At 65.3% G+C, this 25,748-nt stretch carries 28 protein-coding genes and 1 tRNA gene; 12 read left to right on the forward strand and 17 right to left on the reverse strand.

Features of this window, described 5'->3' with window-relative positions:
* Nucleotides 1–176 precede the first annotated feature (176 nt).
* The 4 genes from EN853_RS31350 to EN853_RS31365 all read right to left on the reverse strand — a co-directional run bounded on the left by EN853_RS31350 (nt 177) and on the right by EN853_RS31365 (nt 4,852).
* Nucleotides 177–1,703, reverse strand: a complete 1,527-nt coding sequence (locus tag EN853_RS31350; protein ID WP_127862858.1) for a M81 family metallopeptidase — start codon at nt 1,701–1,703, stop codon at nt 177–179.
* 21 nt (nt 1,704–1,724) lie between these two features.
* Nucleotides 1,725–2,552, reverse strand: coding sequence for a carbohydrate ABC transporter permease (locus EN853_RS31355; protein WP_127862857.1), 828 nt, complete (start codon nt 2,550–2,552; stop codon nt 1,725–1,727).
* On the reverse strand, nt 2,549–3,418 hold the full coding sequence (locus tag EN853_RS31360) for a sugar ABC transporter permease (RefSeq protein ID WP_127862856.1): 870 nt from the start codon (nt 3,416–3,418) through the stop codon (nt 2,549–2,551). Before EN853_RS31360 ends, EN853_RS31355 begins: the two co-directional genes overlap by 4 nt.
* Nucleotides 3,419–3,622: 204 nt before the next feature.
* Complete coding sequence (locus EN853_RS31365; RefSeq protein ID WP_127862855.1) at nt 3,623–4,852, reverse strand: sugar ABC transporter substrate-binding protein; 1,230 nt, start codon at nt 4,850–4,852, stop codon at nt 3,623–3,625.
* A 176-nt stretch (nt 4,853–5,028) separates the two neighbouring features.
* On the opposite strand from EN853_RS31365, the gene EN853_RS31370 reads away from it, so the two are divergent.
* The 3 genes from EN853_RS31370 to EN853_RS31380 are packed head-to-tail and all read left to right on the forward strand — an operon-like array spanning nt 5,029 to nt 7,744.
* Entirely contained in the window at nt 5,029–5,799 is a 771-nt protein-coding gene (locus EN853_RS31370) for an SDR family oxidoreductase (RefSeq protein ID WP_127862854.1), read from the forward strand.
* A 2-nt stretch (nt 5,800–5,801) separates the two neighbouring features.
* Entirely contained in the window at nt 5,802–6,866 is a 1,065-nt protein-coding gene (gene ugpC, locus EN853_RS31375) for a sn-glycerol-3-phosphate ABC transporter ATP-binding protein UgpC (protein WP_127862853.1), read from the forward strand.
* A complete protein-coding gene (locus EN853_RS31380) occupies nt 6,863–7,744 on the forward strand; it encodes a MurR/RpiR family transcriptional regulator (RefSeq protein ID WP_127862852.1) in 882 nt (293 codons plus the stop codon). The genes ugpC and EN853_RS31380 overlap by 4 nt, the downstream gene beginning before the upstream one ends.
* Before the next feature lie 64 nt (nt 7,745–7,808).
* Here EN853_RS31380 and EN853_RS31385 read toward each other — a convergent pair whose 3' ends face one another.
* Complete coding sequence (locus EN853_RS31385) at nt 7,809–8,120, reverse strand: DUF167 family protein (RefSeq protein ID WP_127862851.1); 312 nt, start codon at nt 8,118–8,120, stop codon at nt 7,809–7,811.
* A gap of 13 nt (nt 8,121–8,133) precedes the next feature.
* On the reverse strand, nt 8,134–8,424 hold the full coding sequence (locus EN853_RS31390; protein WP_059189536.1) for a YggT family protein: 291 nt from the start codon (nt 8,422–8,424) through the stop codon (nt 8,134–8,136).
* Nucleotides 8,425–8,565: 141 nt separating this feature from the next.
* On the opposite strand from EN853_RS31390, the gene EN853_RS31395 reads away from it, so the two are divergent.
* The 4 genes from EN853_RS31395 to EN853_RS31410 all read left to right on the forward strand — a co-directional run bounded on the left by EN853_RS31395 (nt 8,566) and on the right by EN853_RS31410 (nt 10,470).
* Nucleotides 8,566–8,641: transfer RNA gene (locus tag EN853_RS31395), tRNA-Ala, on the forward strand.
* Nucleotides 8,642–8,963: 322 nt separating this feature from the next.
* Complete coding sequence (locus EN853_RS31400) at nt 8,964–9,401, forward strand: curlin (RefSeq protein ID WP_127862850.1); 438 nt, start codon at nt 8,964–8,966, stop codon at nt 9,399–9,401.
* Between the two features lie 61 nt (nt 9,402–9,462).
* Nucleotides 9,463–9,855: a curli-like amyloid fiber formation chaperone CsgH gene (gene csgH, locus EN853_RS31405; protein ID WP_127862849.1), complete on the forward strand. Its 393-nt coding sequence runs from the start codon at nt 9,463–9,465 to the stop codon at nt 9,853–9,855.
* Nucleotides 9,856–10,053: 198 nt separating this feature from the next.
* Nucleotides 10,054–10,470: a curlin gene (locus EN853_RS31410; RefSeq protein ID WP_127862848.1), complete on the forward strand. Its 417-nt coding sequence runs from the start codon at nt 10,054–10,056 to the stop codon at nt 10,468–10,470.
* A gap of 93 nt (nt 10,471–10,563) precedes the next feature.
* Here the strand turns inward: EN853_RS31410 and EN853_RS31415 are convergent, their stop codons facing one another.
* Complete coding sequence (locus EN853_RS31415; RefSeq protein ID WP_127862847.1) at nt 10,564–10,893, reverse strand: hypothetical protein; 330 nt, start codon at nt 10,891–10,893, stop codon at nt 10,564–10,566.
* Nucleotides 10,894–11,235: 342 nt separating this feature from the next.
* Between EN853_RS31415 and EN853_RS31420 the strand changes: the two genes are divergently transcribed.
* A complete protein-coding gene (locus EN853_RS31420) occupies nt 11,236–11,421 on the forward strand; it encodes a hypothetical protein (RefSeq protein ID WP_127862846.1) in 186 nt (61 codons plus the stop codon).
* Nucleotides 11,422–11,448: 27 nt separating this feature from the next.
* Here EN853_RS31420 and EN853_RS31425 read toward each other — a convergent pair whose 3' ends face one another.
* The 4 genes from EN853_RS31425 to exbB form a co-directional block, all read right to left on the reverse strand.
* A complete protein-coding gene (locus tag EN853_RS31425; protein WP_127862845.1) occupies nt 11,449–12,846 on the reverse strand; it encodes a multicopper oxidase family protein in 1,398 nt (465 codons plus the stop codon).
* Nucleotides 12,847–12,930: 84 nt separating this feature from the next.
* On the reverse strand, nt 12,931–13,908 hold the full coding sequence (locus tag EN853_RS31430; protein WP_127862844.1) for an energy transducer TonB: 978 nt from the start codon (nt 13,906–13,908) through the stop codon (nt 12,931–12,933).
* Nucleotides 13,905–14,396, reverse strand: a complete 492-nt coding sequence (gene exbD, locus EN853_RS31435; RefSeq protein WP_127862843.1) for a TonB system transport protein ExbD — start codon at nt 14,394–14,396, stop codon at nt 13,905–13,907. Before exbD ends, EN853_RS31430 begins: the two co-directional genes overlap by 4 nt.
* A gap of 6 nt (nt 14,397–14,402) precedes the next feature.
* Nucleotides 14,403–15,407, reverse strand: coding sequence for a tonB-system energizer ExbB (exbB, locus tag EN853_RS31440; RefSeq protein WP_127862859.1), 1,005 nt, complete (start codon nt 15,405–15,407; stop codon nt 14,403–14,405).
* A gap of 441 nt (nt 15,408–15,848) precedes the next feature.
* On the opposite strand from exbB, the gene EN853_RS31445 reads away from it, so the two are divergent.
* From EN853_RS31445 to EN853_RS31455, 3 genes are all read left to right on the forward strand, one after another.
* A complete protein-coding gene (locus EN853_RS31445) occupies nt 15,849–16,523 on the forward strand; it encodes an isochorismatase family cysteine hydrolase (RefSeq protein WP_127862842.1) in 675 nt (224 codons plus the stop codon).
* 108 nt (nt 16,524–16,631) lie between these two features.
* Complete coding sequence (locus EN853_RS34935; protein WP_127862841.1) at nt 16,632–16,958, forward strand: antibiotic biosynthesis monooxygenase; 327 nt, start codon at nt 16,632–16,634, stop codon at nt 16,956–16,958.
* Entirely contained in the window at nt 16,955–17,887 is a 933-nt protein-coding gene (locus tag EN853_RS31455; protein WP_245517246.1) for a sigma-70 family RNA polymerase sigma factor, read from the forward strand. Before EN853_RS34935 ends, EN853_RS31455 begins: the two co-directional genes overlap by 4 nt.
* 42 nt (nt 17,888–17,929) lie before the next feature.
* Here EN853_RS31455 and EN853_RS31460 read toward each other — a convergent pair whose 3' ends face one another.
* Both EN853_RS31460 and EN853_RS31465 read right to left on the reverse strand, forming a co-directional pair.
* A complete protein-coding gene (locus tag EN853_RS31460; protein WP_127862839.1) occupies nt 17,930–18,868 on the reverse strand; it encodes an LLM class flavin-dependent oxidoreductase in 939 nt (312 codons plus the stop codon).
* 160 nt (nt 18,869–19,028) lie between these two features.
* The gene (locus tag EN853_RS31465; protein WP_125004176.1) at nt 19,029–19,178 is read right to left on the reverse strand and encodes a hypothetical protein; all 150 of its coding nucleotides are present in this window, start codon (nt 19,176–19,178) and stop codon (nt 19,029–19,031) included.
* Between the two features lie 299 nt (nt 19,179–19,477).
* Between EN853_RS31465 and EN853_RS31470 the strand changes: the two genes are divergently transcribed.
* Nucleotides 19,478–20,245 (forward strand): SDR family oxidoreductase, encoded by a 768-nt coding sequence (locus EN853_RS31470; RefSeq protein ID WP_127862838.1) that lies wholly within the window; start codon nt 19,478–19,480, stop codon nt 20,243–20,245.
* A 443-nt stretch (nt 20,246–20,688) separates the two neighbouring features.
* On the opposite strand, the gene EN853_RS31480 is transcribed toward EN853_RS31470, so the two are convergent.
* The 4 genes from EN853_RS31480 to EN853_RS31500 form a co-directional block, all read right to left on the reverse strand.
* A complete protein-coding gene (locus EN853_RS31480) occupies nt 20,689–21,633 on the reverse strand; it encodes an ABC transporter permease (RefSeq protein ID WP_127862837.1) in 945 nt (314 codons plus the stop codon).
* Nucleotides 21,630–22,685, reverse strand: a complete 1,056-nt coding sequence (locus EN853_RS31485; protein WP_127862836.1) for an ABC transporter permease — start codon at nt 22,683–22,685, stop codon at nt 21,630–21,632. Before EN853_RS31485 ends, EN853_RS31480 begins: the two co-directional genes overlap by 4 nt.
* The gene (locus tag EN853_RS31490) at nt 22,685–24,196 is read right to left on the reverse strand and encodes an ABC transporter ATP-binding protein (protein ID WP_127862835.1); all 1,512 of its coding nucleotides are present in this window, start codon (nt 24,194–24,196) and stop codon (nt 22,685–22,687) included. The genes EN853_RS31485 and EN853_RS31490 overlap by 1 nt, the downstream gene beginning before the upstream one ends.
* Before the next feature lie 229 nt (nt 24,197–24,425).
* Nucleotides 24,426–25,451, reverse strand: coding sequence for a BMP family protein (locus EN853_RS31500; RefSeq protein WP_127862834.1), 1,026 nt, complete (start codon nt 25,449–25,451; stop codon nt 24,426–24,428).
* Nucleotides 25,452–25,748: the final 297 nt, after the last annotated feature.

Here is a 25,748-nt window from a genome sequence, read left to right on the forward strand (position 1 = left end):
AGATCCCAGGCTCATCCACGGTTGTAACCGAAGGGGTTTCGGGCGACTTCGCCAAGCCTCGAATCGGATGGCCGTCCGGTTCGAGGCTCAGTCGCTCTTCTCGCACAAATCTCTGTTCGTGCAGATACAAGGGGTGTTCCAGGAAACGCCAACGCCTCACTCCGCTGGAACACCCCTCATCCGGCCGCTTCGCGGCCACCTTCTCCCACAAGGGGAGAAGGGGAGACCGCACCCTTCCACGGATCCGCCACCCGCGGCCAGATCGGCCGCTTCAGCTTCTTGTAGTCGGTTACCGCCGGATTGCTCGGATAGGAGCTCGGCGCCGCGACATAGATGATCTCGGCGGCGATCGGCGCGAAGCCGGCGTAGAAATGGTTGGTCGACTTGATCAGCAGGATGTCTTTCGACAGCGGATCGATGCCGACGTTGGAAAAGATGTCCGGCTCGAAGGTCTGGGTGCGGTTGGTATTGAGGATGACGTCGACCTCGGTGCCCTCGATGCGAACCACCGCGGCTGGTCCCAGCGTCACTCGGCTCGGCCCAAAACTTTGCCAGCCCTCGCTCACCGCCTTCAGCACCGTGACGCGCGCATCGATCGGCTCGCCGGCCTGCGGTCCCGCCTTGCCGCCGAAGCGCAGGTCGATGACGGCGCCCTCGCCGGCAGCCTGACAAAACGTGACCGCGATCGGATCCCAGATGGTCGCGACGCCGACACTCTTGACGCCGCGCCTGAGCAGCTCGCGCAGCATGATCGTGCCGTCGCCCGGCACGCCGCCGCCCGGATTGTCCCAGACGTCGGCGATGACCACGGGCTTGTCCTTGCGCCCGGCGCGCACGGCCAGCGCCTGCTCGATGCCGGCGGCGGCGGAGAGCATCGTCATCGCCGTCTTCTCGCGCAAGGCATAGAGCTCGCGTCCGAGCTTTTCCGCCAGCGCGTCGCCCTTTTCCTTGTCGTTATCGGTGACTACCAGGATGCGCGTGCCCATTTCCGGCACGTCGGCGGCCATGAAGCCGTGGATGACCGAGACCGACAGCACGCCGTCCTTGCCGTGCAGCGCCTTGATCTTGTCGACGAAGGAGCGCATCGGCTCGCGGCTGGTCGGCAGCACCTGGATCATGCGGCAGTCGAAGGTCGAGATGATAGGCTTGATCTCGCCGCGCGCCGCGGCGAGGCCGAGCTCGACCACATGCTCGCCGCGCTCGTAGAAGTCGGTGTGCGGAAATTCGAGGAAATAGGCCATGATGTCGGAGGCCGCGACGCGCTTCGGCGTCAGATGGCTGTGCGGGTCGAATTCCGAGGCGATCACCACCTTCGGCCCGACTATGCCGCGCACGCGCTCCAGCAGGTCGCCCTCGCAGTCGTCATAGCCTTGCGCCACCATGGCGCCATGCAGGCCGAGGATCACTGCATCGACCGGCAACGCCGCCTTGAGCTGATCGAGGATCTCGTCGCGCAGCGCCTCATAAGTCTGCCGTTGCACCAGCCCTCCGGGCTCAGCCCAGGTGGCGGTGCCTTCGATGACGGTGAGCCCTTCGCTCGCCGCGCGCCGGCGCAGCGCCACGGTCGGCGAGGAGCATAGCGTCGGCGTCTCCGGATGCTTGCCCGGCCCGGCATAGAAGGCCATCTCGAACGAGGCCCGGTCGGTTGGCACCGGCGAGAAGGTGTTGGTTTCCGTCGCCAGCGAGGCGGTGAAGACGCGCATGAAAACTCCGCGGGATATCGGCTATTTTACGGCCCCGAGCGCAAGGCCCCTGACGAGATAGCGCTGCAGCCAGATGAATAGGATCGCCACCGGCAGCGTCGCAAGCAGCGTGGCTGCCATCACATGGTGCCATTCGATCGTGTAGCGGCCGGCGACCAGCGAGAAGACCTGGATCGGCAGCGTGTAGCTTTCCTGGCTGCGCAGCATGGTGAGCGCGACGACGAACTCGTTCCAGGCATTGATGAAGGTGAAGATCGCCGTCACCGCGATCGCCGGCAGGCAAAGCGGCAGGAACACTTTTCGCAGCGTCAGCCAGCGGCCGGCGCCTTCCATCCAGGCCGCCTCCTCGAGGTCGCGCGGAATGGTGTCGAAATAGCTCTGCAGCATCCAAACCGTGAAAGCGACGTTGAAGGCCATGTAGATGAAGCCGAGCGCGGTGGTGCTCTCGACCAGCCCCCACGCTGCCATCAGCCGGAACAGGCCGAGCACCAGCACGATCGGCGAGATCATCTGCGAGATCAAAAGGAACTGGCGGAACGCTCCATAGCCGGCAAAGCGGAAGCGTGACATGGCATAGGCGGCCGGCACCGAGATCAGGATGGCGCCGATGGTCGCCAGCGCCGAGACATAGAGCGAGTTGAGCAGCGCCTGCCCGAAGCCGGTCGCCACCCACATGTCGGCAAAATTCGACCAGCGGAATTCGCTCGGCCACCAGCTTGGTGACAGCACCTCCGGCCGCGGCTTGACGGCGGTGAGGAACATCACCGCGAACGGGAAGATCGTCACCACGATCAGCGGCAACAGCAGCAGCCAGGCGATGATGGTGCGTCTCAGCTTGCCGTTCGTCATGCGCGTTGCTCCCGCATGGCGAGCCGCACATAGATCATCGTGAAGACGAGCAGGATGGCGAACATCACCAGCGATACCGCCGAAGCCTCGCCCAGTTTGCCGATGCGGAAGGCGAGCTTGTAGAGATGGGTGACCAGTATGTCGGTGGAGTTCGCCGGCCCGCCCTGCGTCATCACCCAGATGATCGGGAATGAGTTGAACACGTAGATGGTGTTGAGCACGATCGCGATGTTGATGAACGGCTTCAGCAACGGAAAGGTGATCTCGCGGAACTGCTGGAACAGCGTTGCGCCTTCCAGCGCCGCAGCCTCGTAGAGATCGTCCGGGATCGAGGACAGGCCGCCGAGGAAGATCGTCGTGGTGAACGGCACCGTCACCAGGATGCCGATCAGCACCTGCATCGGGAAAGCGGTTTCGGCGCTCGCTAGCCACTGGATGTTCTGGCTGATCAGGCCGAGCTTCATCAGCGCCGAATTCAGCATGCCGCTCTCGCCGTTGAGCGCCCAGCGCCAGACCACCGCCGTCATCGTCAGCGACACCGCCCAGGGCAGCATGATGATGACGCGGGCAAGACCGCGTCCGTAGAAATCCATGTTGAGGATCATCGCCACCGGGATCGACAAGAGCAGTGCCCCGCCGACCACCAGCACTGTCCACAGCCCGGTGCGCCAGAGCGCGGCCATGAAATCGGGATCGGCAAAGAGCGCCGAGAAATTGGTCAGGCCGCTGAAATCGCGCAACTGGCCGAAGCGGCTGACGTCATGCGTCGAGATCTGCACCAGGTCCCAGACCGGCCAGAAGATCACCACCGCCGCGAGCAGCAGGCTGGGCAGCGTCAGCAGATAGGGCAGGAGACGGCTTTGCATCGGCTGACTTGTACCGTGCTGGAGGTAGACATCAGTGGCTGTGGCATTGGTGCCCAAGACACGTCCTTTGAATTCCTCGCCGATGTCTGCGCCGCCCCTCACCTGCCTGCCGGCATCCTCGGAAACCGCCACGCATTTCTGAAGGAAAAAGGTGTGGCGCGCCCCGACGGGGTGGGGCGCGCCACGGGCGCAGGGAGGCACGCCCTATTTCTTCAGCACGCCATTGGCCTTGTCCGCCGCCTCCTTCAGGGCGGCTTCCGGCTCGGCGCTGCCGAGATAGATCTTCTGCATGGCGTCCGAGGTGATCTGGGCAATCTCTTCCCAGCCCGGGATGACCGGCGCGAAGCGGGCGTCGGGCAGAAGTGCCGTGAAGGCGGCGAGATCGGCGTTGTTGACGTAGTAGTCCATCTTCGCCTCTTCCTTGTTCACCGGCAGGAAGCCTTCCCCTTGAGTGAACTTGGCGCGCTGCTCCTTGGTGAACAGGAAGTCGAGCAGCTTCCAGGCCTCGTCCTTGTTCTTGGAGTTCTTGAACATGATGATGGAATCGGTGACGCCGTAGGTGCCGCGGGCGCCGGTCGGGCCGGCCGGGATCGCGGCGACGCCGTATTTCAGGTTCGGCGCCTCTTCCTTGATCTGGTTGGATAGGAACGGCGCGGTGATCATCATGCCGACCTTGCCCTGCTTGAACAGGTTCTGCACGTCCTCGCGGTTGTTGGACGTGACGCCAGGCTCGGTCAGGCCCTCGTCGATCATCGACTTGTAGAGCTTAGCGGCCTCGAGAGCGCCAGGCGTGCCGAGGCCCGACGTGCCGTCCTTGTTGAGGATCTCGGTGCCCTGCGACCACATCGCATAGTAGTAGTAGACGTCGGTCTCGATCTCCTTGCCCTGCAGTCCGAAACCGAAGGCGCCGACCGCCTTGATCTTGCGCGCATCCTCCTGCAGTTCGGTCCAGGTGGCCGGCGGCTTGGCGATGCCGGCCTTCTCGAACAGCTCCTTGTTGTAATACATGGCGCGCGCCGAAGCCGCGATCGGCAGGCCGTAGGTGTGGCCGCCCATGATCGAGGGCGACAGGAAGGTGTCGATGAAGCGATCCTTGAACTCCGGCTTGATGTAGCTGTCGAGCGGCTCGGCGACATCCTGCTGCACGAAGTCGATCAGCCAGCGCGTGCCGATGATCGAGAGGTCGGCATTGGTGCCGGCGGTGATGTCGGTGGTGAGCTTCTGCAACAGGACGTCCCACGGCACCACTTCATATTTGATGGTGATGCCCGGATTCGCCGCCTCGAACTCCTTCTTCACCGCTTCGAAATAGGGGCCGGTCTTGGCGCTGTACTCGGCGACGGTGACGCGTACCTCGCCGGCATCGGCCGGCACGGCGAGCGCCAGCATGCTCATTCCGGCCAACAAACCGACACTCCATTTCGCAAGGCTCATCTGATCTCTCCCATTGATGCGCATTGGCACCTGGCCCTTTTTTGGGCGCAGGATTTATGTGACTTTCCTACATTATCGATCATTTTGCGCTACGCAAGCAGTTTATCATGTTGCTTAATTACATTTCGTTGGGTAGCTTCTTCTGACAGCCCGGCGACGAGGAGGGAGCGCGCATCGTGGTTTCGAAGGTCGATTTCGAGGGCAAGACAATTGTCGTCACCGGCGCCGGCGGCGGCCTCGGCTCGGCGATCGTGGCGCTTATGGACGAGCGCGGCGCCCGCATCGTCGGCTGCGACCAGTCGGCCGAGGCGCTGGAGAGCCCGCACATCGCCTCGCGCCATGTCTTCAACCTGCTCGACCGCGCCTCGATCGAGGCGGCGATCCCTGCTTTGCTCGACAAGGACGGCGTCCCCGACATCCTGATCAACAACGCCGGCTGGACGCGCGCCGAGACGCTGAAAGCATTGACGCCGGACGTGATCGCACAGGAGCTCGACCTCAACCTGACCGGGGTGATGACTTTTGCCGATCCGCTGATCAAGGCGATGGCCGCGCGCGGCGCGGGCAGCGTCGTCTTCATCTCCTCGGTCAACGCCATCGCCCATTTCGGCAACCCGGCTTACGCCGCCGCCAAGGCCGGCATCAACGCCTATGCCAAGGCGATCGCCGTCGAGCTCGGCCGCAGCGGCGTGCGCGCCAATGTCGTCTGCCCAGGCTCGATCCGCACCGCCGCATGGGACCATCGCCTGGCCAAGGACCCCGAAATCCTCGGCCGGCTGAAGCGGCTCTATCCGCTCGGCCGCATCGTCGATGCCTCGGAAGTGGCCGAGGCCGTCGCTTTCCTTGCCTCTGACCGCGCATCCGGCATAACTGGCGCGGTGGTGCCGGTGGACGCCGGACTGACAGCCGGCTATCTGCCTTTCATCGACGACATATTGGGAGCGTGACCATGACCGACGTCCAGTTTCGCAACCTGTCGAAATCCTTCGGCCACCACAAGATCCTCGAGGACATCAACCTCGACATCAAAAGCGGCGAGTTCGTCGTGCTGGTCGGCCCTTCCGGCTGCGGCAAGTCGACCCTGCTGCGCATGTTGGCCGGGCTGGAGACGATCACCTCCGGCGACCTCGTCATCGGCGGCACGCGCGCCAACGACCTGCCGCCGCAGAAGCGCAACATCGCCATGGTCTTCCAGTCCTATGCGCTGTTCCCGCATCTGAAGGCCGCCGACAATATCGGCTTCGGCCCGAAGATCCGGGGTGAAACCCGCGCCGCGATCGAGGACAAGGTGAAGAAGGCGTCCGGCGTGCTCAACCTCTTCTCCTATCTCGACCGCTATCCGAGGCAGTTGTCGGGCGGCCAGCGCCAGCGCGTCGCCATGGGCCGCGCCATCGTGCGCGAGCCGTCGGTGTTCCTGTTCGACGAGCCGCTTTCCAACCTCGATGCGCAGTTGCGCGTGCAGATGCGCACCGAGATCAAGGCGCTGCACCAGCGGCTGAGGTCGACCATCGTCTATGTCACTCACGACCAGATCGAGGCCATGACCATGGCCGACCGCATCGTGGTGATGGATCACGGCCGCATCCAGCAGGTCGGGCAGCCGCTGGAGCTTTACGACAGGCCGGCCAACAAGTTCGTCGCCGGCTTCATCGGCTCGCCCTCGATGAGCTTTGTCTCCGGCGCGCTGAGATCGACCGACGGCAAGTCATGGTTCGAGACCAAGGCCGGCCGGCTGGCGCTCGCCGGCAAGGCTGCCTCCGGCGGCGACACGGTCGAGGCCGGCATCCGCCCCGAGCATTTCCTCATCGGCGCCGCCGACGACGCCATAGCCATCGATGTCGATGTCGTCGAGCCGACCGGCTCTGAAACGCACGTCTATGGTTCGGTCGGCGGCGACACGGTGCGCGCCGTGTTCCGCGACCGGCTGCAGGTGAAGCCGGGCGACCGGCTGCCGGTGAGCGTCGACCCGCGCAACATCCATCTCTTCGACAAGGCGACCGGCCTCCCCTTATGAAGACGCCGGCCGACATCATCACCCGCCTGCAATTGATGTCGCAGGACGGCACCAAGTCGGACCGCCGGCTGGCGGGGCTTGTGTTGTCCGATCTCGACTTCGCCTCCAAGGCGGCGATCTCCGAGATTGCCGCGCGCGTCGGCGTCAGCGAGCCGACGGTGACGCGTTTCTGCCGCAACCTCGGCTGCGAGGGCCTGCGCGACTTCAAGTTCTATCTGGCGCAGGCGATCGCCATAGGCGGCCAGTATCTGTCGCCGGAGCCGCTCAGCCGCGACGCGCGCGAGCAGCGCATCGCGTCGGCCATCACCGAAGCGGCGATCGCCGCCATCCAGCGCGCCAGCGAGAACCTCGACATGACGACGCTGATGGCCGTGGCCGCCCGCATCGCCGGCTCCGGCAATGTGCTGTGCATCGGCTCCGGCGGCATTTCCTCGATGATGGCGACCGAGATGCAGAACCGGCTGTTCCGTCTCGGACTTTCGGCGCTGGCGCAGGTCGACGGCCAGCTGCAGCGCATGTATGCCGCCGTCGCAACCCCGGAGACTATGCTGGTCGCCTTCTCCGTCTCGGGCTATGCCCGCTCGGTCATCGAGGCCGTCGAGGTCGCCCAGCAATATGGCGCCGCCACCGTCGCCATCACCGCGCCCGACTCCGCGCTCGCCAAGGTCGCCGACACGGTCATCCTTCTGCAGTCTTTCGAGGACGGCAACATCTACAAGCCGACCTCGTCGCGTTACGCGCTGCTCGCCATCGTCGACATGATCGCCACCACGGTGGCGGAATCGCGCGGGCCGAAAGTGCTGGAGAACCTGCGCCGCATCAAGCAAAGCGTGAACACGCTGAAGGTCGACGATCCAAAGCTGCCGTTGGGGGATTGAAGCGCCAATCGGCTTGCGCCATCACGCAGCCTACGGCTTCGCGCCTACATCTCAAATTCTTGGATTACGCTGAAAGCGCCTCGACGCGCTTCGCCAACTCGGCCGCATCGCCCAAGATCCGCACCGTCTTCAGCCGCGACGTCCCCCCGGCAACCACCGAAACCGCCGACCCCGGCACGCCCAGCGCCTTGGCCACCAGCCGCTCCAGCGCCGTATTGGCGGCGCCTTTCTCCGGCACGGCGCGCACGCGGGCCTTGAGATGGCTGCGCCCGTCATCGGCCGTCTCGACGCCGTCGATCCGGTCCAGCGCCGCCTTCGGCGTTAGCCGCACCAAGAGGTCGACGCCGTCGTCGCGCGGGCGAAACGGCGCGCTCATCGACCGGACCGCCTCAGGCGACCAGTGACAGCACGGTCGTGAGCAGGAACTGCCGGATGAAGAAAATGATCAGAAGCAGGATGATCGGCGAGATGTCGATGCCGCCGAGATCGGGCATGAAGCGGCGGATAGGCCTGAGCGCCGGCTCGGTCAGCCGGTAGAGCATATTGCCGATGGTGCCGACGAACTGGTTGCGCGAGTTGACGACGTTGAAGGCATAAAGCCAGGAAAAGATCGCCGAGGCGATGATGACCCACCAATAGAGGTCGAGCGCCATGACGATGGTTTGAATGAGGGCGATCATGCCGGTCTCCAAATTGTCGCCGACATGTAGCCATTGCTTGGCAAACCGGCAAGGCCCGCCGGCCACGGCGCATCGACGCCGGCCAGCCGTTTCGCCTTGACATCAAACCGCCGCGACCGATACAAGCCGATCCGCTGGAACGGGGCTGTAGCTCAGCTGGGAGAGCGCATCGTTCGCAATGATGAGGTCAGGGGTTCGATCCCCCTCAGCTCCACCAGCCGAATCTTGTGAGCCGCCGGCTTGCCAGCGGTGCTCGCTACCGCAAACAAGAAAAGTCGGCCTTCGCCCTCTTAGGGCGGCTCAGCTTTTGATGATCGCCGACCTGCTCCAGCACTGATTCTCAGTCGAACTCCTCATCGGCAAAGCATTCCTGAATTGTGACCTCGCCAAACCGAATGGCCGGGGGGCTGCGCCCCTGAAGTCCGAACGGAACGGTCATGAATTTTCGCTGAATGGAGCCTTCAGCCTCCGTTCCGGACCATCCTCCTACAAAGGGGCCGTTCAACCCGCGGTCCCCGCCGCATCGAAGGAGAAAGCCCGTGACCCGCACGTCAATCATCGCCGCAGCCCTTGCCGCCGTCGTCGGCTTCACCGCCATCGCGCCCGCCATGGCCAACGACGTCAACATCGAACAATATGGCTGGCGCAATTCCGCCGGCGGCGCCCAGCACGGCTACCGCAACCGCATACACGTCTATCAGGATGGCCGCTTCAACACCGCGATCGGCCAGCAATATGGGCATCGCAACCGTTCCGTGATCGGGCAGCAGGGCGTCGACAACCACGGCGCGACCTACCAGTACGGCAGCCGGAATGCTGCGGGCATTGCCCAGTTCGGCTCGAACCACACCGCGATCCTGACACAGGACGGCAACGGCAACATCGCCGCCGGCGTCCAGGTCGGCCACGGGTGCAATGCCGACGTCAGCCAGGGTGGCAGCGGCAATGTCGCCGCCTTCGTCCAGGACTGCCCCTGAACCATGGACGGCCGGCAGCGATGTTGCCGGCCGCCATCCTGAAATGGCGAGGAGATCATCCATGACTATACTGGACAAGCGAACAGCGGTGGCATCGGCCGCGCTCCTGGCTGTGATCGCGACCGGCGCGACGGCCGGAAAGGATGGCTCGAATTCCGGGCCGCTGCGATGCGAGATACGAGATACGGTTCAGGGTGACGCCATCCTGCTCGAGCCCGTGGTTTATGCCGACAGGAGCATCAGCGGCACTTACACGGTCAGCGTCTCCGGCGGCGGCACGGCCGGCTCCGCCAGCATCCGGCAGGGCGGCGCTTTCGAAGCCGGTCCGGGCATTCCCGCACCGCTTGGCACGATGAGCGTCGGGGCGAATGGCGCTGCCTACGACGTCAAGCTGAAAGTGACCGCAGGCGGCACGAGCGTCAGTTGCGTCAAGCAGGTGTCCGGCGCGACCTGAACGCCGGCAGTCCCAGCCGATCGAAAGGAAGGGCTCCGGGCAACCGGAGCCCTTCGCCATTTCCACACGCCCTGGGGTCATTCCTGGAAGGCTGAGTCGCCCCCGGTCTTGAACCGCTCCTGAACGAACCCTTCCGTCACGGTTCAGCTTGGCTATGCGACTGTTCCTCATCAACGGTCGAACCGCAGGAGTTGTAGCATGAACCGCCAGATCGCAAAGCTCGTCCAAGCCACCGTGCTCGCCGCAGCCGTCGGCTTGCCCCTTGTAGCCGCTCCGGCAAAAGCGGGCGGGTCGGTCGGATTCTACTACTCGCCTCGGACGGCCCACGATGCGCGGGCACTGGATCTCGGCCTGCGCGCCTATTCGCTCTACAACGGGCTGCGCAGCGGCGCCCATATCAGGCAACTAGGGCGGAACAACCGTGCCGGCATAGGCCAGGACGGGGCCGGCAATCTCGGCATAATCCGACAGGAGGGCAGCGGACACTCCGCCACCTTGCGGCAGGACGGCACCGACAATTCCTACGGCATTTTCCAGTTCGGCCGGAACACCGACGCCAGCGTCGCGCAGACCGGCGACGGGCAAAGCGGAGCAGCCCTGCTGTTCGGCTGGTAGGCGCGAAGGCACCTGGTTGCGGATGCGTGGACGGCTGTCCGGCCACGCATCCGTCGTTACAGCTCATGCGGCCAGCAAGGGCAGCTTTCGGCCTCAATCGTCCCAATCATCCCAATTGTCTTCATCCTGCCGCGGATAGCTGGGGACGACGCGGATGATTGGCCGCGGGCGCTGGTAGCGCCAGTAATACTCATCCTGCGGCTCGTAGGTGTGGTAGATCGGCCGGTAGTGCCGCTCGCGCTCCCAGTGCTTGTGCTTCTTGTGCGACCGCACGCAGTAGCCGTCTTCGGTCAGGTACGCGCATGTCACGTGCGCCTGCTGCACAAGGCTCCCTCCGGCCGGATTACCGATCATCGGCGCCGCCTGAACCGCAGGCGCCAGCGCCAGCATGGTGCCGGCAAGGGTAAGGACAGACAATTTCATCAACCTCTCCATCGTCTCGAGTCGGGGCCGAAAGACCTTCGGATTCGGGACGATTTGCGGCAGCCGGCGATCACTTTTGTTTCCGGCCGCACATATGAGCGTTAGATCATGTTCGCACTGGCACCCCCTCAAAGTCGCCCGACAACAGGCATGGGCTGGTCCTACGGATTCCATCGGCTTTTCGCTGGGGCCGTCACGACCGAGGTCGCTCGCACACGGATGTTTCCAGGTCACGAACTGGAAACGGGAAGCCACCTCGCCCGCCATCTCCACGAAACAGACGAGGTGCATTTGTCGGGCGTCCCGCTGCCGACATATCCGCCATCAACGGAGGAAGTGCCAATGTCAGTGGTCGCAATCCTGCTCCATCTCAGCCGCGCCATTATCCATGCGCACAACAATGCCAAAGTCAGGAACCTGATGGACGGCTCGGCTCCCAATGTCAGGAATGACACGCGCCGGCAAATCCCGCGTGGCGCCACCGAAAACGAACCGTCAAGACGGCCTAGTCGTTACGGTGGGCGCTGACGTTCTGGCAGCCGCTAACGCGCTCGCTCACACCACCCGAAAATAGCTTGTCATGCCTGTCTTCTGGTGCTCGATGATGTGGCAGTGCAGCAGCCAGTCGCCGGAGTTGTCGGCGACGAAGCCGAGCTGAACCTTCTCGTCGGGCTGGATGAGATAGGTGTCGGAGACGAGCGGCTGCACCTGGCGCGTCGAGGACGACAGCACCTTGAAGCTCATGCCGTGCAGGTGGATCGGGTGTGAATGCGGCGTGAGGTTTTCCATGTCGATGACGTAGCTCTTGCCGAGCTTCAGCTCGGCCAGCGGCGCGGTCGGGTCGGGCGTGTCGCCCGGCCACGGCACCTTGTTGATGGCCCAGAAACTGTAGCCGAGCGAGCCGCAGATGCTGTCGGCCGAAACGTTTTCCGCCGTGGCGCTGAGCGCCAGCGGAATGCGCCTGGCGCTGGCAAGGTCCACCTCCGCCACCGGATTCGACTCCAGCGGCGGCAGATCGCGCAGGTCGCGCTTGAGCGATTTGCCGACCGCGCGCAGCGTCGCCAGGATCTTTGGCTTGGTGCCCCTGACGTCCCGCAGGCTGACGATCGCGCCCTCGTCATCGGGCATGCGGATGGCAAGCTCCAGCCGCTGGCCGGGCCCGAGCTGCAAGGCATCGGGCGCGAAGCGTTGCGGCACCGGATTGCCGTCGAGCGCGATGACCGCCGCCTCGGCGCCGTCGACGCGGAAGGCGTAGATGCGGGTGACGTCGGTGATGGCCGCCCTGAGCCGCACCAGACCGCCGGCCGGCGCGTCATATTGCGGCTGCTCGAGCCAGTTGGCGGTGCGCACCGTGCCATAGGTGCCGGCTCTCGCCGCGTCGCGCGGCCGGAACGGCGCGATGAACTGGCCGTCGTCGCCGAGCCGCCAGTCGCGCAGATTGACCACCACTTGCGCATCGAAAACCGGATCGCTGGGGTTCTCGACCACGATCACGCCGGTCAGCCCGTGGCCCGTCTGCTCAAGCGTGTTGCAGTGCGGATGGTACCAGAAGGTGCCGGCGTCAGGCGGCGAAAAGGCGTAGTCGAAATGGTCGCCCTGATAGACATAAGGCTGGATCATGAACGGCACGCCGTCCATCTTGTTCGGCACGCGGATGCCGTGCCAGTGGATCGTCGTCGGATCGCCGATGCCGTTGACCAGCCGCGCGGCAAACGGCGCACCCTTCCTCATCCTGAGCACCGGCGGCGGACCTGCCTCGCCATAGGTGAGCACGTTTCTGGTTGGGCCGGCCTCCATCAGCTTCGCCTCGATGCTGGCGGTCTTCAGGATAACCGGATCCGATGTGGCCGCCGCGAGGCCCGCCAACCTGCCGATGGTGGTCGAGGCGCCGGCTCCGGCGAGACCGGCGACAGCGGCGGTTTTAAGAAGAGTGCGGCGCGTGAACATGGTCATATGCTTCTTCGGCGGGGCACAATCCCGCCGCATCCGGGAAAAAAGCTGAACGCTCCGCCGCCTATCACCATCCGTCCCTTTGGCCTAGTCCCGAAGGCTGAAGACGAATGGCGCGGTACGGGTGACGCGCGCGCCGAGCTCCGCCGGCGGCGCCGGCACCGAAGCGCCCTGCAGCGTGGCAAGCGCTGCGCGATCGAGGTCCGCGTCGCCGGAGGATCGCGCCAACCGGGCGGAGATCACCCTGCCCAAGGCGTCAACCGTAAAGGTGACGTTGGGGCTGCCTTCGGCTTTTCTCGAACGTGCCGCGCTTGGATAGCGGGTATGCCGCCTGATCCACGCCTGCAGGCTGGAATTCCATCGCGACGGGCTGACCCTGGACCGCGACGCCGCGTTGGAGGATTGCGGCGCGGCGACCTTCGCGCCTTCCTTGGCGTCGATGCTGGCGGTTGTCACGATTTTCGCCGGCGCCGGCTTTTCCTTCCTCGGCCGCGGCTTCGGCTTCTCGACCGGCTGCTTTTGCGCTTTCTTCTTCGCCTCGACCGGCTTGTCCGCCTTGATTTCCTTATCGACCGGCTTCGGCTGGGGCAGCGGAATGACGACATCGGGAGCCACGGCCTCGACGGGATCGGGCACGACCTCTTCCAGCGGCGGCCGCTCGCTCAGCGCCGCTACGGTCTGCTCCGCCGCCGGGGCTTCCTTTTCGGCTTCGACCGGTTGCTCCGTGATGGGCTCCGCTTCCTCCACCGCTGGCTTGAGTGCCGGGTCGGTCATCGGTTTCACATCGACAGGCTTTTCCGTCTCCTCAGCGGCATCGGGCGGATCCGGCGTCACCGAATCCAGCATGGCCGCCTCTTCAGGTGCCGGGGTCGAGAGCGGCGCCATTTCGATCGCCAGCGCCGGCGGCGAGCCACCGTCCGGCATCTCGGCAAAGCTCAGCTTCTGCACGGCATAGGCAACCGCCACATGGGCGGCCAGAATGATCGCGGCGGCACTCGTCCACAGACCGGCCTCGCGCACACCGAAGCGCGGCTGAGGAATCCGGGAAAGGGCGGCGACTGTCATGGCGCCGTGTTTCCGGTTGCTGCGGACGCCGGATTCCCGCTGCCAGCCCGAACCGCGCTGCTAACGCCCGAGGCCGTCTCCAGGCCGACCAGCGCCACCTTCAGATAGCCGGCGGCGCGCAGCAGGTTCATCACCTCCATCAGCTCGCCATAGCCGACATTTCTGTCGGCGCGCACGAAGATGCGTGTCTGCTTATCGCCCTTGGTCCTTGTGTCGAGCACCGCGGCGAAGGCCGGACGCGGCACGCTGTCACTGCCGATCGCCAGCGTGAGATCGCGCTTCAGCGTGAGGAATAGCGGCGTCTCGGGCCGCGGCGCCGGCGTGGCCGTCGAGCCCGGCAGGTCGACATTGACGTCGACCGTTGCCAAGGGTGCCGCGACCATGAAGATGATCAGAAGCACCAGGATGACGTCGATGAACGGGGTGACGTTAATCTCGTGGCTTTCCTCGAGATCCTCGCCCGCCGCCTCGCGAATCCGCGCCGCCATAACCGCTCACTCCGCCGCTATCGCGCTTGCCGGGGGCACCGTGCGGAAATCGAGATCGCGGCTGACCAGCCGCTCGACGCCGGCAGAGGCGTCGGCCAGGATCTGCCTGTAGCCGGCTATCGAGCGCGCGAAGACGTTGTAGACGACGACCGCTGGGATGGCCGCTACCAGGCCCATCGCGGTGGCAAGCAGCGCCTCGGCGATGCCGGGCGCGACCACCGCCAGATTGGTTGTCTGCGCCTGCGAGATGCCGATGAAGGCGTTCATGATGCCCCAGACGGTCCCGAACAAGCCGACGAAGGGCGCCGTCGAGCCGATGGTGGCGAGCAGGCCGGTGCCGCTCGACATGCGCCGTGACGCCGCCGCCTCGATGCGCGAAAGCCGCGAGGTGACGCGCTCCTTCAGGCCGTCGCCCGAGACATGGTCGAGCGCGCCGGCCGAAAGTGCGCGCTCCTCCTCCGCCGCCCGCACCAGCAGCGCGCCCGGGCCGCCGCTGTGGCCAAGCGCGCGGCCGGCCTGCATCAATGTCGCGGCGTCGGCGATCGCGTCCACGGCGCGGCGGGCTCTCAGCTTGCCGCCGAGGATCTCCAGCGATTTGGCGAGCCAGATCGTCCAGGTGACAAGCGAGGCGAAGGCGAGTCCGACCATCACCGCCTTCACCACGATGTCGGCGTTCATGAACATGCCCCAGGGTGACAGGTCATGTGGCAGAGTCAGCGCAATGGCGGAAGGCTCCTCGCCCCCGGCGGTGTTAGGAGCCGGCTGAACGCGCGGTTCGGTCGGCGCGGCAGGGCTTGGCGCCCAGGTCGCGGGGGCCTGCGCCGCAGCGGCCGGGGCATGTGGTGCCGGCGCGGCTGCCGGCGGTGCCTTGGGTAGTTCGAGGGGCACCTGCGTGGCAGGCGCCGGCGTTGCCGACTGCTCCTGCGCCAGCGCAATGCCAGCTGAAGGAATGGGGCTCGCCGAAAGAATGGCGGACACGGCGACCGCCGCGAGCAAACTGTTCCGGGTCAAGGCTCCTCCTCGCTTCATCATTGCAGGTAGCCGATGGGGCTGGCCGGTGACGGGACGCTCGAGCACGCCCATCTCGACACCGAAAAAGTACCTGAGAACCTCGCCCCGCTTGATCTCGTTCGGAGTGCCGCGCCGCAGCAGCCGGCCTTGCTTCAGCGGCCCGAGCATCGTGCGCTCGCCGGCAAAGCGCACCGCGTCGACATGAAAGGCTGTCTGGGTAGCTGCTGTGGCCAACATGTGTCTCCAAGCGGTCGCCGCCTCGGCCTGTCGCGAGGCGGCCAACGCTGGTTGACTAGAAAACATGACCTTACTAGTCAACTATAAAGGTGAATTGATTGATCAACAAATCGCAATGCCGCGGGGCGTCGGGCGCTCCGGGGTCTGGACTGCGATGCCATCGCTGAGCCACGATGCCGGTCGGCAAATCGGGACCGGCGAGCGATGATCAAGGCGACACCCTTCGACTTCCCCTATGACGGCCGGCTGGTGCCGCAAAACACCGCGTTGCTCGTCATCGACCTGCAGGAGGATTTCCTGTCGCCGACGGGATATTTCGCCAGGAAGGGCTATGACCCCGCGCCGCTGAGGGCGATCCTGCCCGCGGTGAACCGGCTGATTGCGGCCGCCCGTGCCGCTGGTCTCACCATCGTCCACACCAGGCAAGGCTACCGCGCCGACATGGCCGACATGGCGCCTTACGAGAAATGGCGCCGCAAGCGGGCGGGGCTGGATGGCACCGACATCCTGCTGCGCTCCAGCCCCGGCTTCCAGATCGTCGCCGACATTGAGGTGGCGCCGCAGGACATCGTCGTCGACAAGACCTGCAACGGCGCCTTCACCTATACCGATCTGGAGTTGGTGCTCAGGGCGAGGGGCATTACCCATCTCCTCTTCACCGGCTGCACCACCGATGTCTGCGTGCACACCACCTTGCGCGAGGCCTGCGACCGCAATTTCCAGTGCCTGACGATCGCGGACGCCTGCGCCAGCGGCGACCGAAAGGCGCACGAGGCCGCGCTCCACATGGTGACCGTCGAGGACGGCGTCTTCGGCGCGCTGGCGGACTCCGAGGCCGTCGTCACCGCGCTGTCGAGGCTCGCGAGCGGGGTGAGCTGAAGAATTTTTCGCCACGCGCCGTTCCGTTCCCGGCATCGCGTTCGTCTTGACGGCTGTGACGATCGCGGAAGCCACGACGGCCTCCGCCGGGACAAACGGAGCCAAGCCATGTCGACCGCAGTGACCTTGATCAACGTCTTCACCGCCAAGCCCGGCAAGCAGCAGGACCTTGCAAAGGTGCTTGCCGAAGGGACGCGGAACTTCTTCAGCAGGGAGCCGGGCTCGCTCTCGTCATCCGTGGTTGTCGGCGGCGACGGCAGCAAGGTGGTCAACATCTCGCAATGGCGCTCGGCCGAAGACATAGCCGCCTTCCGGAACGATCCGCGCTTCGCCGAGTATATGAAAACGATTCTCGAGCTGGGAGCCGGCGAGAGCGTGACGGGCCAAACCACCTACTCCCGCGCTGGTGGGATCGAGAGCCAGGAGGCGAAGTGACCGGTTCGCAGGATCATCCTGTTGCAACGACCGAAGCCAAGCTTCGCGCCTTCGAGCGCGAGGCCGCAGGCCTGAGAGCCAGGCTGCACCGCTACGCTTCGCGCATGGTGGGATCGGTCATCGATGGCGAGGACATCGTCCAAGAGGCCTTGGCCAAAGGTTTCGTGGCGATCAGGAATGGCGACATGCCCGACAAGACCGAACCCTGGCTGTTCCGTATCACGCATAATTCAGCGCTCGATTTCCTGCGCAAGCGGAGCCGCTCCAGGGCACATGAGAGCGACGTCGAGCTCGATAGCATCGCCGTCGTAGACCCCGGCCTCGATGCGCGGATCGCCGCCGAGGCGAGCCTGGCCGAGCTGATGCAGTTGCCGCCGGCGCAGCGATGCACGGTCGTGCTGAAGGATGTGCTCGGCCACAGCCTGGAGGAAATCGGCGAGATACTCGAAACCACCGAGACGGCGATCAAGGGCGCGCTGCAGCGGGGCCGCGAGAACCTGCGCAAGCTGGCGGCAGCACCTCGGGCGGCGGCGGCCCGGCCGACGCTGAACCAGCAGGACATGCGGCGCCTCGGCGACTATGTCGCGGCCTTCAATGCCCGGGATTTCGACGCCCTGCGCGGCCTTCTTGCCGACGACGTGAAGCTGGAGCTGGTCAATCGGCTTCGCGCCGAGGGCAAGGAATATGTCGGCAACTATTTTGGCCGCTATGCCGACGAGACGCATTGGCATTTCATGACCGCTATCGTCGAAGGCCGTCCCGCCATCCTGGTCACCAGTCCGAACCGCCCGGACGGGCCGCCGCGCTACTTCATCCTCATCGATTGGGAGAACGGCCGGATCGCCGGCATCCGCGATTTCCTGTTCGCGGACTATGTGATGGACGGCGTCGAATATGTCCCGCAGCCGTCGGCCGTCGATCCTCAATGAGACCGGCGGCCGCAACGGCCGGTCTCGCCTCGATTTGCAATCTCAGCGCAGGTGCGCCTCGGTGAACGGGCGCGCCGCGAAAGTCCCTGGCTGCGGCGCGTCGGCCGCGCGCCGCGCCAGCGAATTCGCGATCAGCGTGACCGTCTCGCGGCCGTTCCGGGCGATCTCGCCGGGACGGTCGATGCCGCCGATCATGAATTCCTCGACGCCGAGCGCGGCATAGGGCAACAAGGAGAGCGCAAGCCGCGCCGGCGGCCCGGCGACCTCGACGGCCTTGTGATCGGAGGCACCGGACCAGCCCTCCGGGCGAATGCGGATGGGAAGCGCGAAGCGCAGCTTGCCGGCGCGACCATGTTCGGCGGCGGCGCCGCGCACGCGCTGCATCAGTTGTGCGACTTCGTCCGGCGAGCCGGCAGTCAGTTCGAAGACATCGGCGTGCCGCCCAGCGACCTTCAGCGCCGTCCCGGACTGTCCGCCGAGACGGATGGTCAGATCGGCACCATGCGGGCCCTTGCGCGGCACATAGCCGCCACGCACGCTGTAGAAGGCGCCTTCGTGATCGAAGGGCCTGTCGTTCGACCAAAGGCGCTTCAGCAGCACCAGATATTCGTCGATGCGCTGCCACACCACGCTGTGGCCGACGGGCCGCGCCTCGGCGTCGCTGTCTTCCAGCGGCTCGCCCAGCATCCTGAGCGACAGGCGGCCGCCGCTCCTGGCGTCGAGCGCCGCAAGCTGCCTTGCCGCCACCGTCGGCTCGATCACGCCGGCCCAGTGCGTCAGCACCACTTCCAGTGACGCCGTGCGGTCGAGCGTCTGGGCGGCGATGTCCATGTTGGTGAGCAGGCCGGCCGGGTCGTCGACCACCAGCTTGCGGAAACCGGCATCCTCGATCAGCGACAGCTTGGTCGCGGTCTCGGCGAAATCGTAGAAGAAGCCGCCATTGGCAGGTTTGCCGGGAACATGCGTGAACTCGATCGGCATTGCCATCTCCTCCATCACGTTGGGTTGCCCCGCTCTTCGAAAACCCGCGAACAAGGCGCGCGACAGCGCCCTGGCGCGCGGCCAGTCATCTGCTCCGGCTACTCAACTCAGATTTTCAGACAGCGGGGCTCAGGCCCCGATGCGGTCTCCCGATATGCGGTCAGGGAATGAGACCCAGCACCACGGCGCCGGTGAACACGAATGCCAGCGCGAAGACGAGATAGGCGAAAGTGCCGCCGTAGGCGGGCCTCCAGCTCTGGTCGGCGGTCAGCCTCTGGCCCTTGCGCTGCGCGTTCTGGATGTAGGACATGGTCGAGCCTCCGTCTCGGCCGTTAATCTATAAAGTTAGTAGACTTTGTCGATTGCTATTTTCGCGGCGTTTTTGGAACGGCATTCTCAGAATCTGGAGGTCAATGGTTTTTCTTACCCTCCCAAGGGAAGGAAGTCGGGTGGTCAAAGTATACAGATCAGGGCTGAGCTGCGATCACCAGTCGAAGCGGGCTTTCGAAACCAAAAGCCCTTCGTTCGACAGAGCTTGGCCATCCAGAGCCTCAGGGATAGCATCGGCTCCGAGCGAACGAAGACTCTCGGAAAGTGACGGAGAAAGACATGGGTGGAAGGCTGGCGGGCAAGGTCGCCATCATCTCGGGCGGCGCGACGGGCATGGGCGGGGCGGCTTCCGAGCTGTTTGCCGCCGAAGGCGCCAAGGTGGCGATCATCGACCGCAATGGCGAAGCGGCCGGCAAGACCGCAGCGGCGATCCGCGCGCGCGGCCATATTGCTGAGCATTTCGTGGCCGATGTTTCCGACGAGGCGCAGGTCGAAGCGGCGGCGAAGGCGGCGGCGGAAAAGTTCGGACCGGTCACCGTGCTGTTCAACCACGCCGGCACCATCGTCATCAAACCCTTCCTGGAGACGAGCTTGCAGGAATGGGACTGGCTGCATGCCGTCAATGTGCGCTCGATGTTCCTGATGACGCGCGCGGTGCTGCCCGGCATGATCGCCGCCGGCGGCGGCTCGATCGTCTGCACCTCGTCGATCTCGGCGGTGGCGGCAACGCCGAACGAAGTGCTCTACGACACCACCAAAGGCGCCTGCCACATGTTCGCACGCGCCATCGCGGTCGAATTCCGCGACCGCAACATCCGCTGCAACGCCGTCTGCCCAGGCTTCATCCGCACTCCGCACGGCCTGCGCGAGGTCGCCGACCTCGGCAAGCTCGGCGTCGACGTCTCGGATGCTGCCATGGCCGCGCAGCAGGGCCGCATCGGCGAGCCGGAGGAAGTGGCGAAGGCCGCGCTGTTCCTGGCCAGCGACGAATCGAGCTTCGTCAACGGCGCGCATCTCTTCGTGGATAATGCCTTTACGGCGATTTGAGGCTTGGCGCCCTTCCTCTCCCCCGTCGATCGGGGGAGAGGTGTCGAGCGAAGCTCGACGGAGTGGGGGTCGATCCTCGGCGCGGTGCAGCAAGATTCCTGCGCGTTGGTCCCCATTCAATATCCGTTGGCGACAGTTGCGAGGTGGTTCCCCCACTCCGTCGCTGCTTCGCAGCGCCACCTCTCCCCCCTCCGGAGGGAGAGGAAAGGGCGCCAAGGTCGGCGAGCTCACACCTTTCCTCTCCCCCGTCGATCGGGGGAGAGGTGTCGAGCGAAGCTCGACGGAGTGGGGGTCGACCTTCAGCGCGGTGCAGGGAGTTTCCTGCGCCTTGGTCCCCATTCAATATCCGTTGGCGACGGTTGCGAGGTGGTTCCCCCACTCCGTCGCTGCTTCGCAGCGCCACCTCTCCCCCCTCCGGAGGGAGAGGAAAAGCGCCAAGTACTCTAACGCTCTTCCCTTCGAAACGGCTTCAGCAGCGCCGATGGTGCGACCGCGTTGCGCGACATGAAGGCCATGGCGACGATGGTGAAGATGAAGGGCAGCATCAGGAACGCTTCGTAAGGAATGTGCCCGAGCCCGCTCGCCTGCATCCTGAGCTGTAGCGCATCGACAAAGGCAAAGAGCAGCGCCGCTCCCGCCGACCGCCACGGATCCCAGCGGCCGAACACGACGAGCGCGATCGCCACCCAGCCGCGCCCGGACACCACGCCGAAGGTGAAGGCGTTGAACTGCGCCATGGTGAGGAAGGCGCCGGCAAGGCCCATCAGCGCGCCGCCGAGGATCACCGCCTGGAAACGTGTGGCAATGACGCTGACGCCGGCCGAATCGGCGGCACGCGGGTTCTCGCCGACCATGCGCACCGAAAGCCCCCATGGCGTGCGGTAGAGAACGAAGGCAGCAAGCGGTATGGCGATGATGGCGAGATAGACCAGGGTGAACTGGTTGAACACCGCCGGACCGAGGATCGGGATATCCGAAAACAGCGGGATCGGCGCGGGCTTGAAGCCGTCGATGCTCGGCGGCACGGACTGCTGGCCGAAGATCAGCCTGTAGAGGAAATAGGCAAGGCCGGATGAGAACAAAGTCACGCCGATGCCGCAGACATGCTGGCTCAGACCCAGCGCCACCGTGAACAGCGCATGCAGGGCACCCATCAGCGCGCCGACAAGCACGGCCACCAGCACGCCCAGCCACAGGCTGCCGCTGAGGCTGGCGGCGGTAAAGCCGGCCATCGCCGACAACAGCATGATGCCTTCGATGCCGAGATTGAGCACACCGGCGCGCTCGGAAAACATTTCGCCCAGCGTGGCGAAGGCTAAAGGCGTGGCGATGCGGATGATGGCCGCGAGGAAGCCGACCTGGAAGATCTGCTCGAACACCGCGCTCATGTCGTCGCTCCCACGCGGCGGACGCGATAGGCGGTGAAGAGCAGCGCCACCAGCATGGCAAGCAGCGCCGTGCCCTGGATGACGTCGCTGAGGAAAGCCGGCACGCCGGTCGCGCGCGACATCGCCTCGGCCCCGGTCATGACGGCGGCGAGGAAGATCGCCGCCGGCACCACGCCGAGCGGGTTGAGCCGGGCGAGCATTGCGACGACGATGCCGGAATAGCCATAGCCCGGCGAGATGTCGCTCATCACCTGGAAGTGCACGCCGCCCACCTCGCCGACGCCGGCGAGCCCGGCCAGCGCGCCGGAGAGCAGCGCGGTGGAGATGAGCACGCGCTGCACGTTGATGCCGCCATAGCGCGCGGCTTCGGCATTCTCCCCGGTGACGCGGATGCGGAATCCGAGCGTGGTGCGCGCGATCAGGAACCAGCAAAGAGGTGCTACGATCAGCGCCACGATGACGCCGAGATGCAGCCTTGTGCCTTCGATCAGCACCGGGAAATTGGCCGAATCCTCGATCGGCGGCGAGATCGGATAGCCGCTGAAACTGTCCTTCCACGGCCCCTCGATCAGCGCCATCAGCGCATAATAGATGACCGAGTTGAGCAGCAGCGAGCTGACCACGTCGTCGACCTTGAATTTGACGCGCAGCATCACCGGCACCAGCGCCACGATGGCGCCGGCCGCCGCACCCGCCAGCGCCATCAGGAGCATCGCGAGGGTGCCCGGCATCGGGATCGCGCCGACGGCACAGCTCGCCACCGCGCCGGCCAGCAATTGGCCCTCGGCGCCGATGTTCCAGAATTTCGCCCGGAAGGCGATCGCTACGGCGAGGCCGGTGAAGATCATCGGCGCGGCGCGCACCAGCGTCTCGGTGATGGCGTAGCTGTCGCCGAGCGAGGCCGACAGCATCACGCCATAGGCCTCGATCACGCCGGCGCCGGCCATCGCGATCAGGCCGCTGCACAGCACCAGCGTCACGGCGATCGCGATGAGCGGCAGCGCGAGATTGAACCAGGCGGGCGTCGACGTGCGGGCTTCCAGGCGAAACATCAGGCGTGCCCCTCCGCGCCGGTCATCATCAGGCCGAGCCTCGCGACGGAGGCGTCCGCGCTCGAAAGCGTGCCGGCGATACGGCCCTCATACATCACCGCGATGCGGTCGCAGAGCATCAGCAATTCCTCGAGATCCTCGCCGATGACGATGATGCCGCAGCCCTTGGCGCGCATGGCGAGGAATTTTTCGTGGATGAAACGCGCCGCGCCGATGTCGAGCCCGCGCGTCGGCTGCGACACGATCAGCACCTTCGGATCGAAAGCGAGCTCGCGCGCCAAAAGCGCCTTCTGCAGATTGCCGCCGGAAAGCGCGCCGGCGCGCACCATCGGCCCTGGACAGCGTATGTCGTAAGCCTTGATCTGCGCCTCAGCGAAGGCGCGGATCGCGGCGGGATCGAGCAGGCCCTTGCGGCTGAAGGCTTCGGTGCCGATGCGCGGAAGCACCATGGAATCGGCTAAAGGCAAGTTGGTGACCAGCCCGGTCGTCATCCGGTCCTCCGGGATGCGGCCGAGGCCGAGCGCCTGCAGCTCGCGCGGCGAGAATTGCGCGACCGTTTTGCCGGCTATCGCCATCGTTCCGGCCTGAGGCGGCAGCATGCCGGAGATGACGTCGGCGAGCGCCCGCTGGCCGTTGCCGGAAACGCCGGCGATGCCGAGGATCTGGCCGGCGCGGACGAAGAGCGAGACGTCGCGCAGCGGCGTGCCGGCATGGCCGGAAGTGGAAATGCCGTCGAGCGTCAGCACGGCGGCGCCGGGCGTCGAGGCCTCCCTGGTCGGCGGCACGATTTCGTGGCCGCACATCAGTTTCGCCATTTCGGCCGATGTGGTGCTGGCCGGATGATCGACGCGGCCGGCGACCTTGCCGTGCCGCAGCACAACGCAACGATGGGTGAGCGCCCTGACCTCGTTGAGCTTGTGCGAGATGAAGATGATGCCGAGCCCCTGGCCCGCCATCGAGCGCAGGGCGGCGAACAGGCCATCGACCTCGCTCGGCGCCAGCACCGCGGTCGGCTCGTCGAGGATCAGGAGCTTCGCGCCGCGGAACAGCGCCTTGATGATTTCCAGCCGCTGCTGCTCGCCGACCGACAGCACCGAGACCGGCAGGTCGGGATCGAGGCCCAAGCCATGCTGGCGGCCGATCTCCTTCAGCCGCGCCAGCCCGCCGGCGCGGTCGATGCGGCCGGATTTGCCGGCAATGCCGATCAGAAGGTTTTCCAGCACGGTCAGCCGCGGCGCGAGGTGAAAATGCTGGTGCACCATGCCGATGCCGGCGGCCAGCGCATCGGCTGAATTGTGGATGGCGACCGGCCTGCCCTCGACCAGGATCTCGCCGGCATCCGGCGCATAGGCGCCGAACAGCACGTTCATCAGCGTCGTCTTGCCGGCGCCGTTCTCGCCGAGCAGGCCGAGGATTTCGCCGGGCGCGACGCTGAGATCGACAGCCTCGTTCGCCTTGACGGCGCCGAAGCTCTTGGTGATGCCGCGCATTTCGATGAGTGGGGCGGACAAGGGTACTCCCTCACTTACGATCCGGCTAACCGCAAAGGGCAGTGCTATACCCCCCTCTGGCCTGCCGGCCATCTCCCCCTCAAGGGGGAGATCGGATGTCACCTCGACTTTCGCCAATCGCCAACCTCGAAGCAAACGCGAAGTCGGCAAAGCTGCCAATCTCCCCCCTTGAGGGGGAGATGTCCGGCAGGACAGAGGGGGGCGCCTCGCGCCAGCCCCCAATAAAACTTCAATCCGAAACCGGCGTGTTCTCGTCGACGTCGACGCGGAAATTGCCTTCGAGGATCTCGGCCTTCTTCTTCTCGACCAGGTCCTTGACCTCTGCCGGCAGCGTCTTGTCGAACTTGTGGTAGGGCGCGAGATAGGAGCCGCCCTTGGCCATGCGCGAGAAGTCGCCATAGTCCTGCGCCGTGAAGACGCCGGCCTTGACCAGCTTGATCGCCTGCTCGACCGTCGGATACATGTCCCACACCGGGCCGGTGATGACCGTGTCGGGGCCGAGGCTCGACTGGTCCGACATGTTGGAGATGGCAAGAATCTTCTTCTCCACCGCCGCCTCGATGACGCCGAAGCGCTCGGCATAGATGACGTCGACGCCGGCATCGATCTGCGCCACGGCCGCTTCCTTGGCCTTCGGCGGATCGAAGAAGGAGCCGATGAAGGCGACCTTCTTCTTGATGTTCGGGTTGACCTCCTTGGCGCCGGCAAAGAAGGCGTTGACCAGACGGTTCACTTCCGGAATGCCCATCGCCGCGACCGCGCCGACCGTACCCGACTTCGACATCTTGCCGGCGATCATGCCGGAGAGATAGGCCGGCTCGTGGATCCAGTTGTCGAAGACGCCGAAATTGGGTTCGGCCGGCCCGGCGCCGGAGCCGAACAGCCAGGCTGTCTTCGGAAACTGTTTTGCCGTGCGCCGCGATTCGCGCTCGGCGGCGAAGGCATCGCCCAGCACCAGCTGGTAGCCGCCCTGCGCATATTCGCGCATGACGCGGCTGAAGTCGGCGGTCTGCACCTTTTCCGACCATTTGTATTCGATGCCCAGCTCCTTCTGGGCCTTCTGCAGGGCGACATGGATCTGGTTGTCCCATGGCTCCTCGATCGGCGTGGCGAAAATCGCCGCCACCTTCAGCTTCTTGTCCTTGGCGAAGGCGGCATTGGGCAGCACGGCGGCCGCAAGGCCCAGCGCGCCGAGTTCCAGCACGTTGCGCCGCGACAGGCCGGCGCGCTGCATTTTGCTATCATCGTTCTTCATTGAAGTTCCCCTCTGTTCGACGGCCGTGTCGAGCCGGCCGTTCAAAAAATATCGGACGCCAAGACTATGGAACGGCGCCTGACTTTTGTCCACATGGTCAAATTTGGCTCGCCTCCGCGTTCGTCATCCACGGGCGCAGCAAGGAGCGAAGCGACGCGGCGCAGACCCGGGGATCCTGTGTGTTGGTTCCGTTGTATGGTTGAAGTGGGAAGGAGGCCGAGAGGATCCTGGTCGTCCTTGCGGACAGGCCGTGGCATGGCTCGGTCCCTTCCCACCAAAGAACCATCAACCTGAACA

This window comes from Mesorhizobium sp. M1C.F.Ca.ET.210.01.1.1 (assembly GCF_004791585.1).
GTDB lineage: Bacteria > Pseudomonadota > Alphaproteobacteria > Rhizobiales > Rhizobiaceae > Mesorhizobium.

What these genes read in the sequence shown, in the direction of transcription:
- EN853_RS31350 (WP_127862858.1), bottom strand. Translation starts at nt 1,703, where the DNA reads ATGCGCGTCTTCACCGCCTCGCTGGCGACGGAAACCAACACCTTCTCG.
- EN853_RS31355 (WP_127862857.1), bottom strand. Translation starts at nt 2,552, where the DNA reads ATGACGAACGGCAAGCTGAGACGCACCATCATCGCCTGGCTGCTGCTG.
- EN853_RS31360 (WP_127862856.1), bottom strand. Translation starts at nt 3,418, where the DNA reads ATGCAAAGCCGTCTCCTGCCCTATCTGCTGACGCTGCCCAGCCTGCTG.
- EN853_RS31365 (WP_127862855.1), bottom strand. Translation starts at nt 4,852, where the DNA reads ATGAGCCTTGCGAAATGGAGTGTCGGTTTGTTGGCCGGAATGAGCATG.
- ugpC (WP_127862853.1), top strand. Translation starts at nt 5,802, where the DNA reads ATGACCGACGTCCAGTTTCGCAACCTGTCGAAATCCTTCGGCCACCAC.
- EN853_RS31380 (WP_127862852.1), top strand. Translation starts at nt 6,863, where the DNA reads ATGAAGACGCCGGCCGACATCATCACCCGCCTGCAATTGATGTCGCAG.
- EN853_RS31385 (WP_127862851.1), bottom strand. Translation starts at nt 8,120, where the DNA reads ATGAGCGCGCCGTTTCGCCCGCGCGACGACGGCGTCGACCTCTTGGTG.
- EN853_RS31390 (WP_059189536.1), bottom strand. Translation starts at nt 8,424, where the DNA reads ATGATCGCCCTCATTCAAACCATCGTCATGGCGCTCGACCTCTATTGG.
- csgH (WP_127862849.1), top strand. Translation starts at nt 9,463, where the DNA reads ATGACTATACTGGACAAGCGAACAGCGGTGGCATCGGCCGCGCTCCTG.
- EN853_RS31410 (WP_127862848.1), top strand. Translation starts at nt 10,054, where the DNA reads ATGAACCGCCAGATCGCAAAGCTCGTCCAAGCCACCGTGCTCGCCGCA.
- EN853_RS31415 (WP_127862847.1), bottom strand. Translation starts at nt 10,893, where the DNA reads ATGAAATTGTCTGTCCTTACCCTTGCCGGCACCATGCTGGCGCTGGCG.
- EN853_RS31420 (WP_127862846.1), top strand. Translation starts at nt 11,236, where the DNA reads ATGTCAGTGGTCGCAATCCTGCTCCATCTCAGCCGCGCCATTATCCAT.
- EN853_RS31425 (WP_127862845.1), bottom strand. Translation starts at nt 12,846, where the DNA reads ATGACCATGTTCACGCGCCGCACTCTTCTTAAAACCGCCGCTGTCGCC.
- EN853_RS31430 (WP_127862844.1), bottom strand. Translation starts at nt 13,908, where the DNA reads ATGACAGTCGCCGCCCTTTCCCGGATTCCTCAGCCGCGCTTCGGTGTG.
- exbD (WP_127862843.1), bottom strand. Translation starts at nt 14,396, where the DNA reads ATGGCGGCGCGGATTCGCGAGGCGGCGGGCGAGGATCTCGAGGAAAGC.
- EN853_RS31445 (WP_127862842.1), top strand. Translation starts at nt 15,849, where the DNA reads ATGATCAAGGCGACACCCTTCGACTTCCCCTATGACGGCCGGCTGGTG.
- EN853_RS34935 (WP_127862841.1), top strand. Translation starts at nt 16,632, where the DNA reads ATGTCGACCGCAGTGACCTTGATCAACGTCTTCACCGCCAAGCCCGGC.
- EN853_RS31460 (WP_127862839.1), bottom strand. Translation starts at nt 18,868, where the DNA reads ATGCCGATCGAGTTCACGCATGTTCCCGGCAAACCTGCCAATGGCGGC.
- EN853_RS31465 (WP_125004176.1), bottom strand. Translation starts at nt 19,178, where the DNA reads ATGTCCTACATCCAGAACGCGCAGCGCAAGGGCCAGAGGCTGACCGCC.
- EN853_RS31470 (WP_127862838.1), top strand. Translation starts at nt 19,478, where the DNA reads ATGGGTGGAAGGCTGGCGGGCAAGGTCGCCATCATCTCGGGCGGCGCG.
- EN853_RS31480 (WP_127862837.1), bottom strand. Translation starts at nt 21,633, where the DNA reads ATGAGCGCGGTGTTCGAGCAGATCTTCCAGGTCGGCTTCCTCGCGGCC.
- EN853_RS31485 (WP_127862836.1), bottom strand. Translation starts at nt 22,685, where the DNA reads ATGTTTCGCCTGGAAGCCCGCACGTCGACGCCCGCCTGGTTCAATCTC.
- EN853_RS31500 (WP_127862834.1), bottom strand. Translation starts at nt 25,451, where the DNA reads ATGAAGAACGATGATAGCAAAATGCAGCGCGCCGGCCTGTCGCGGCGC.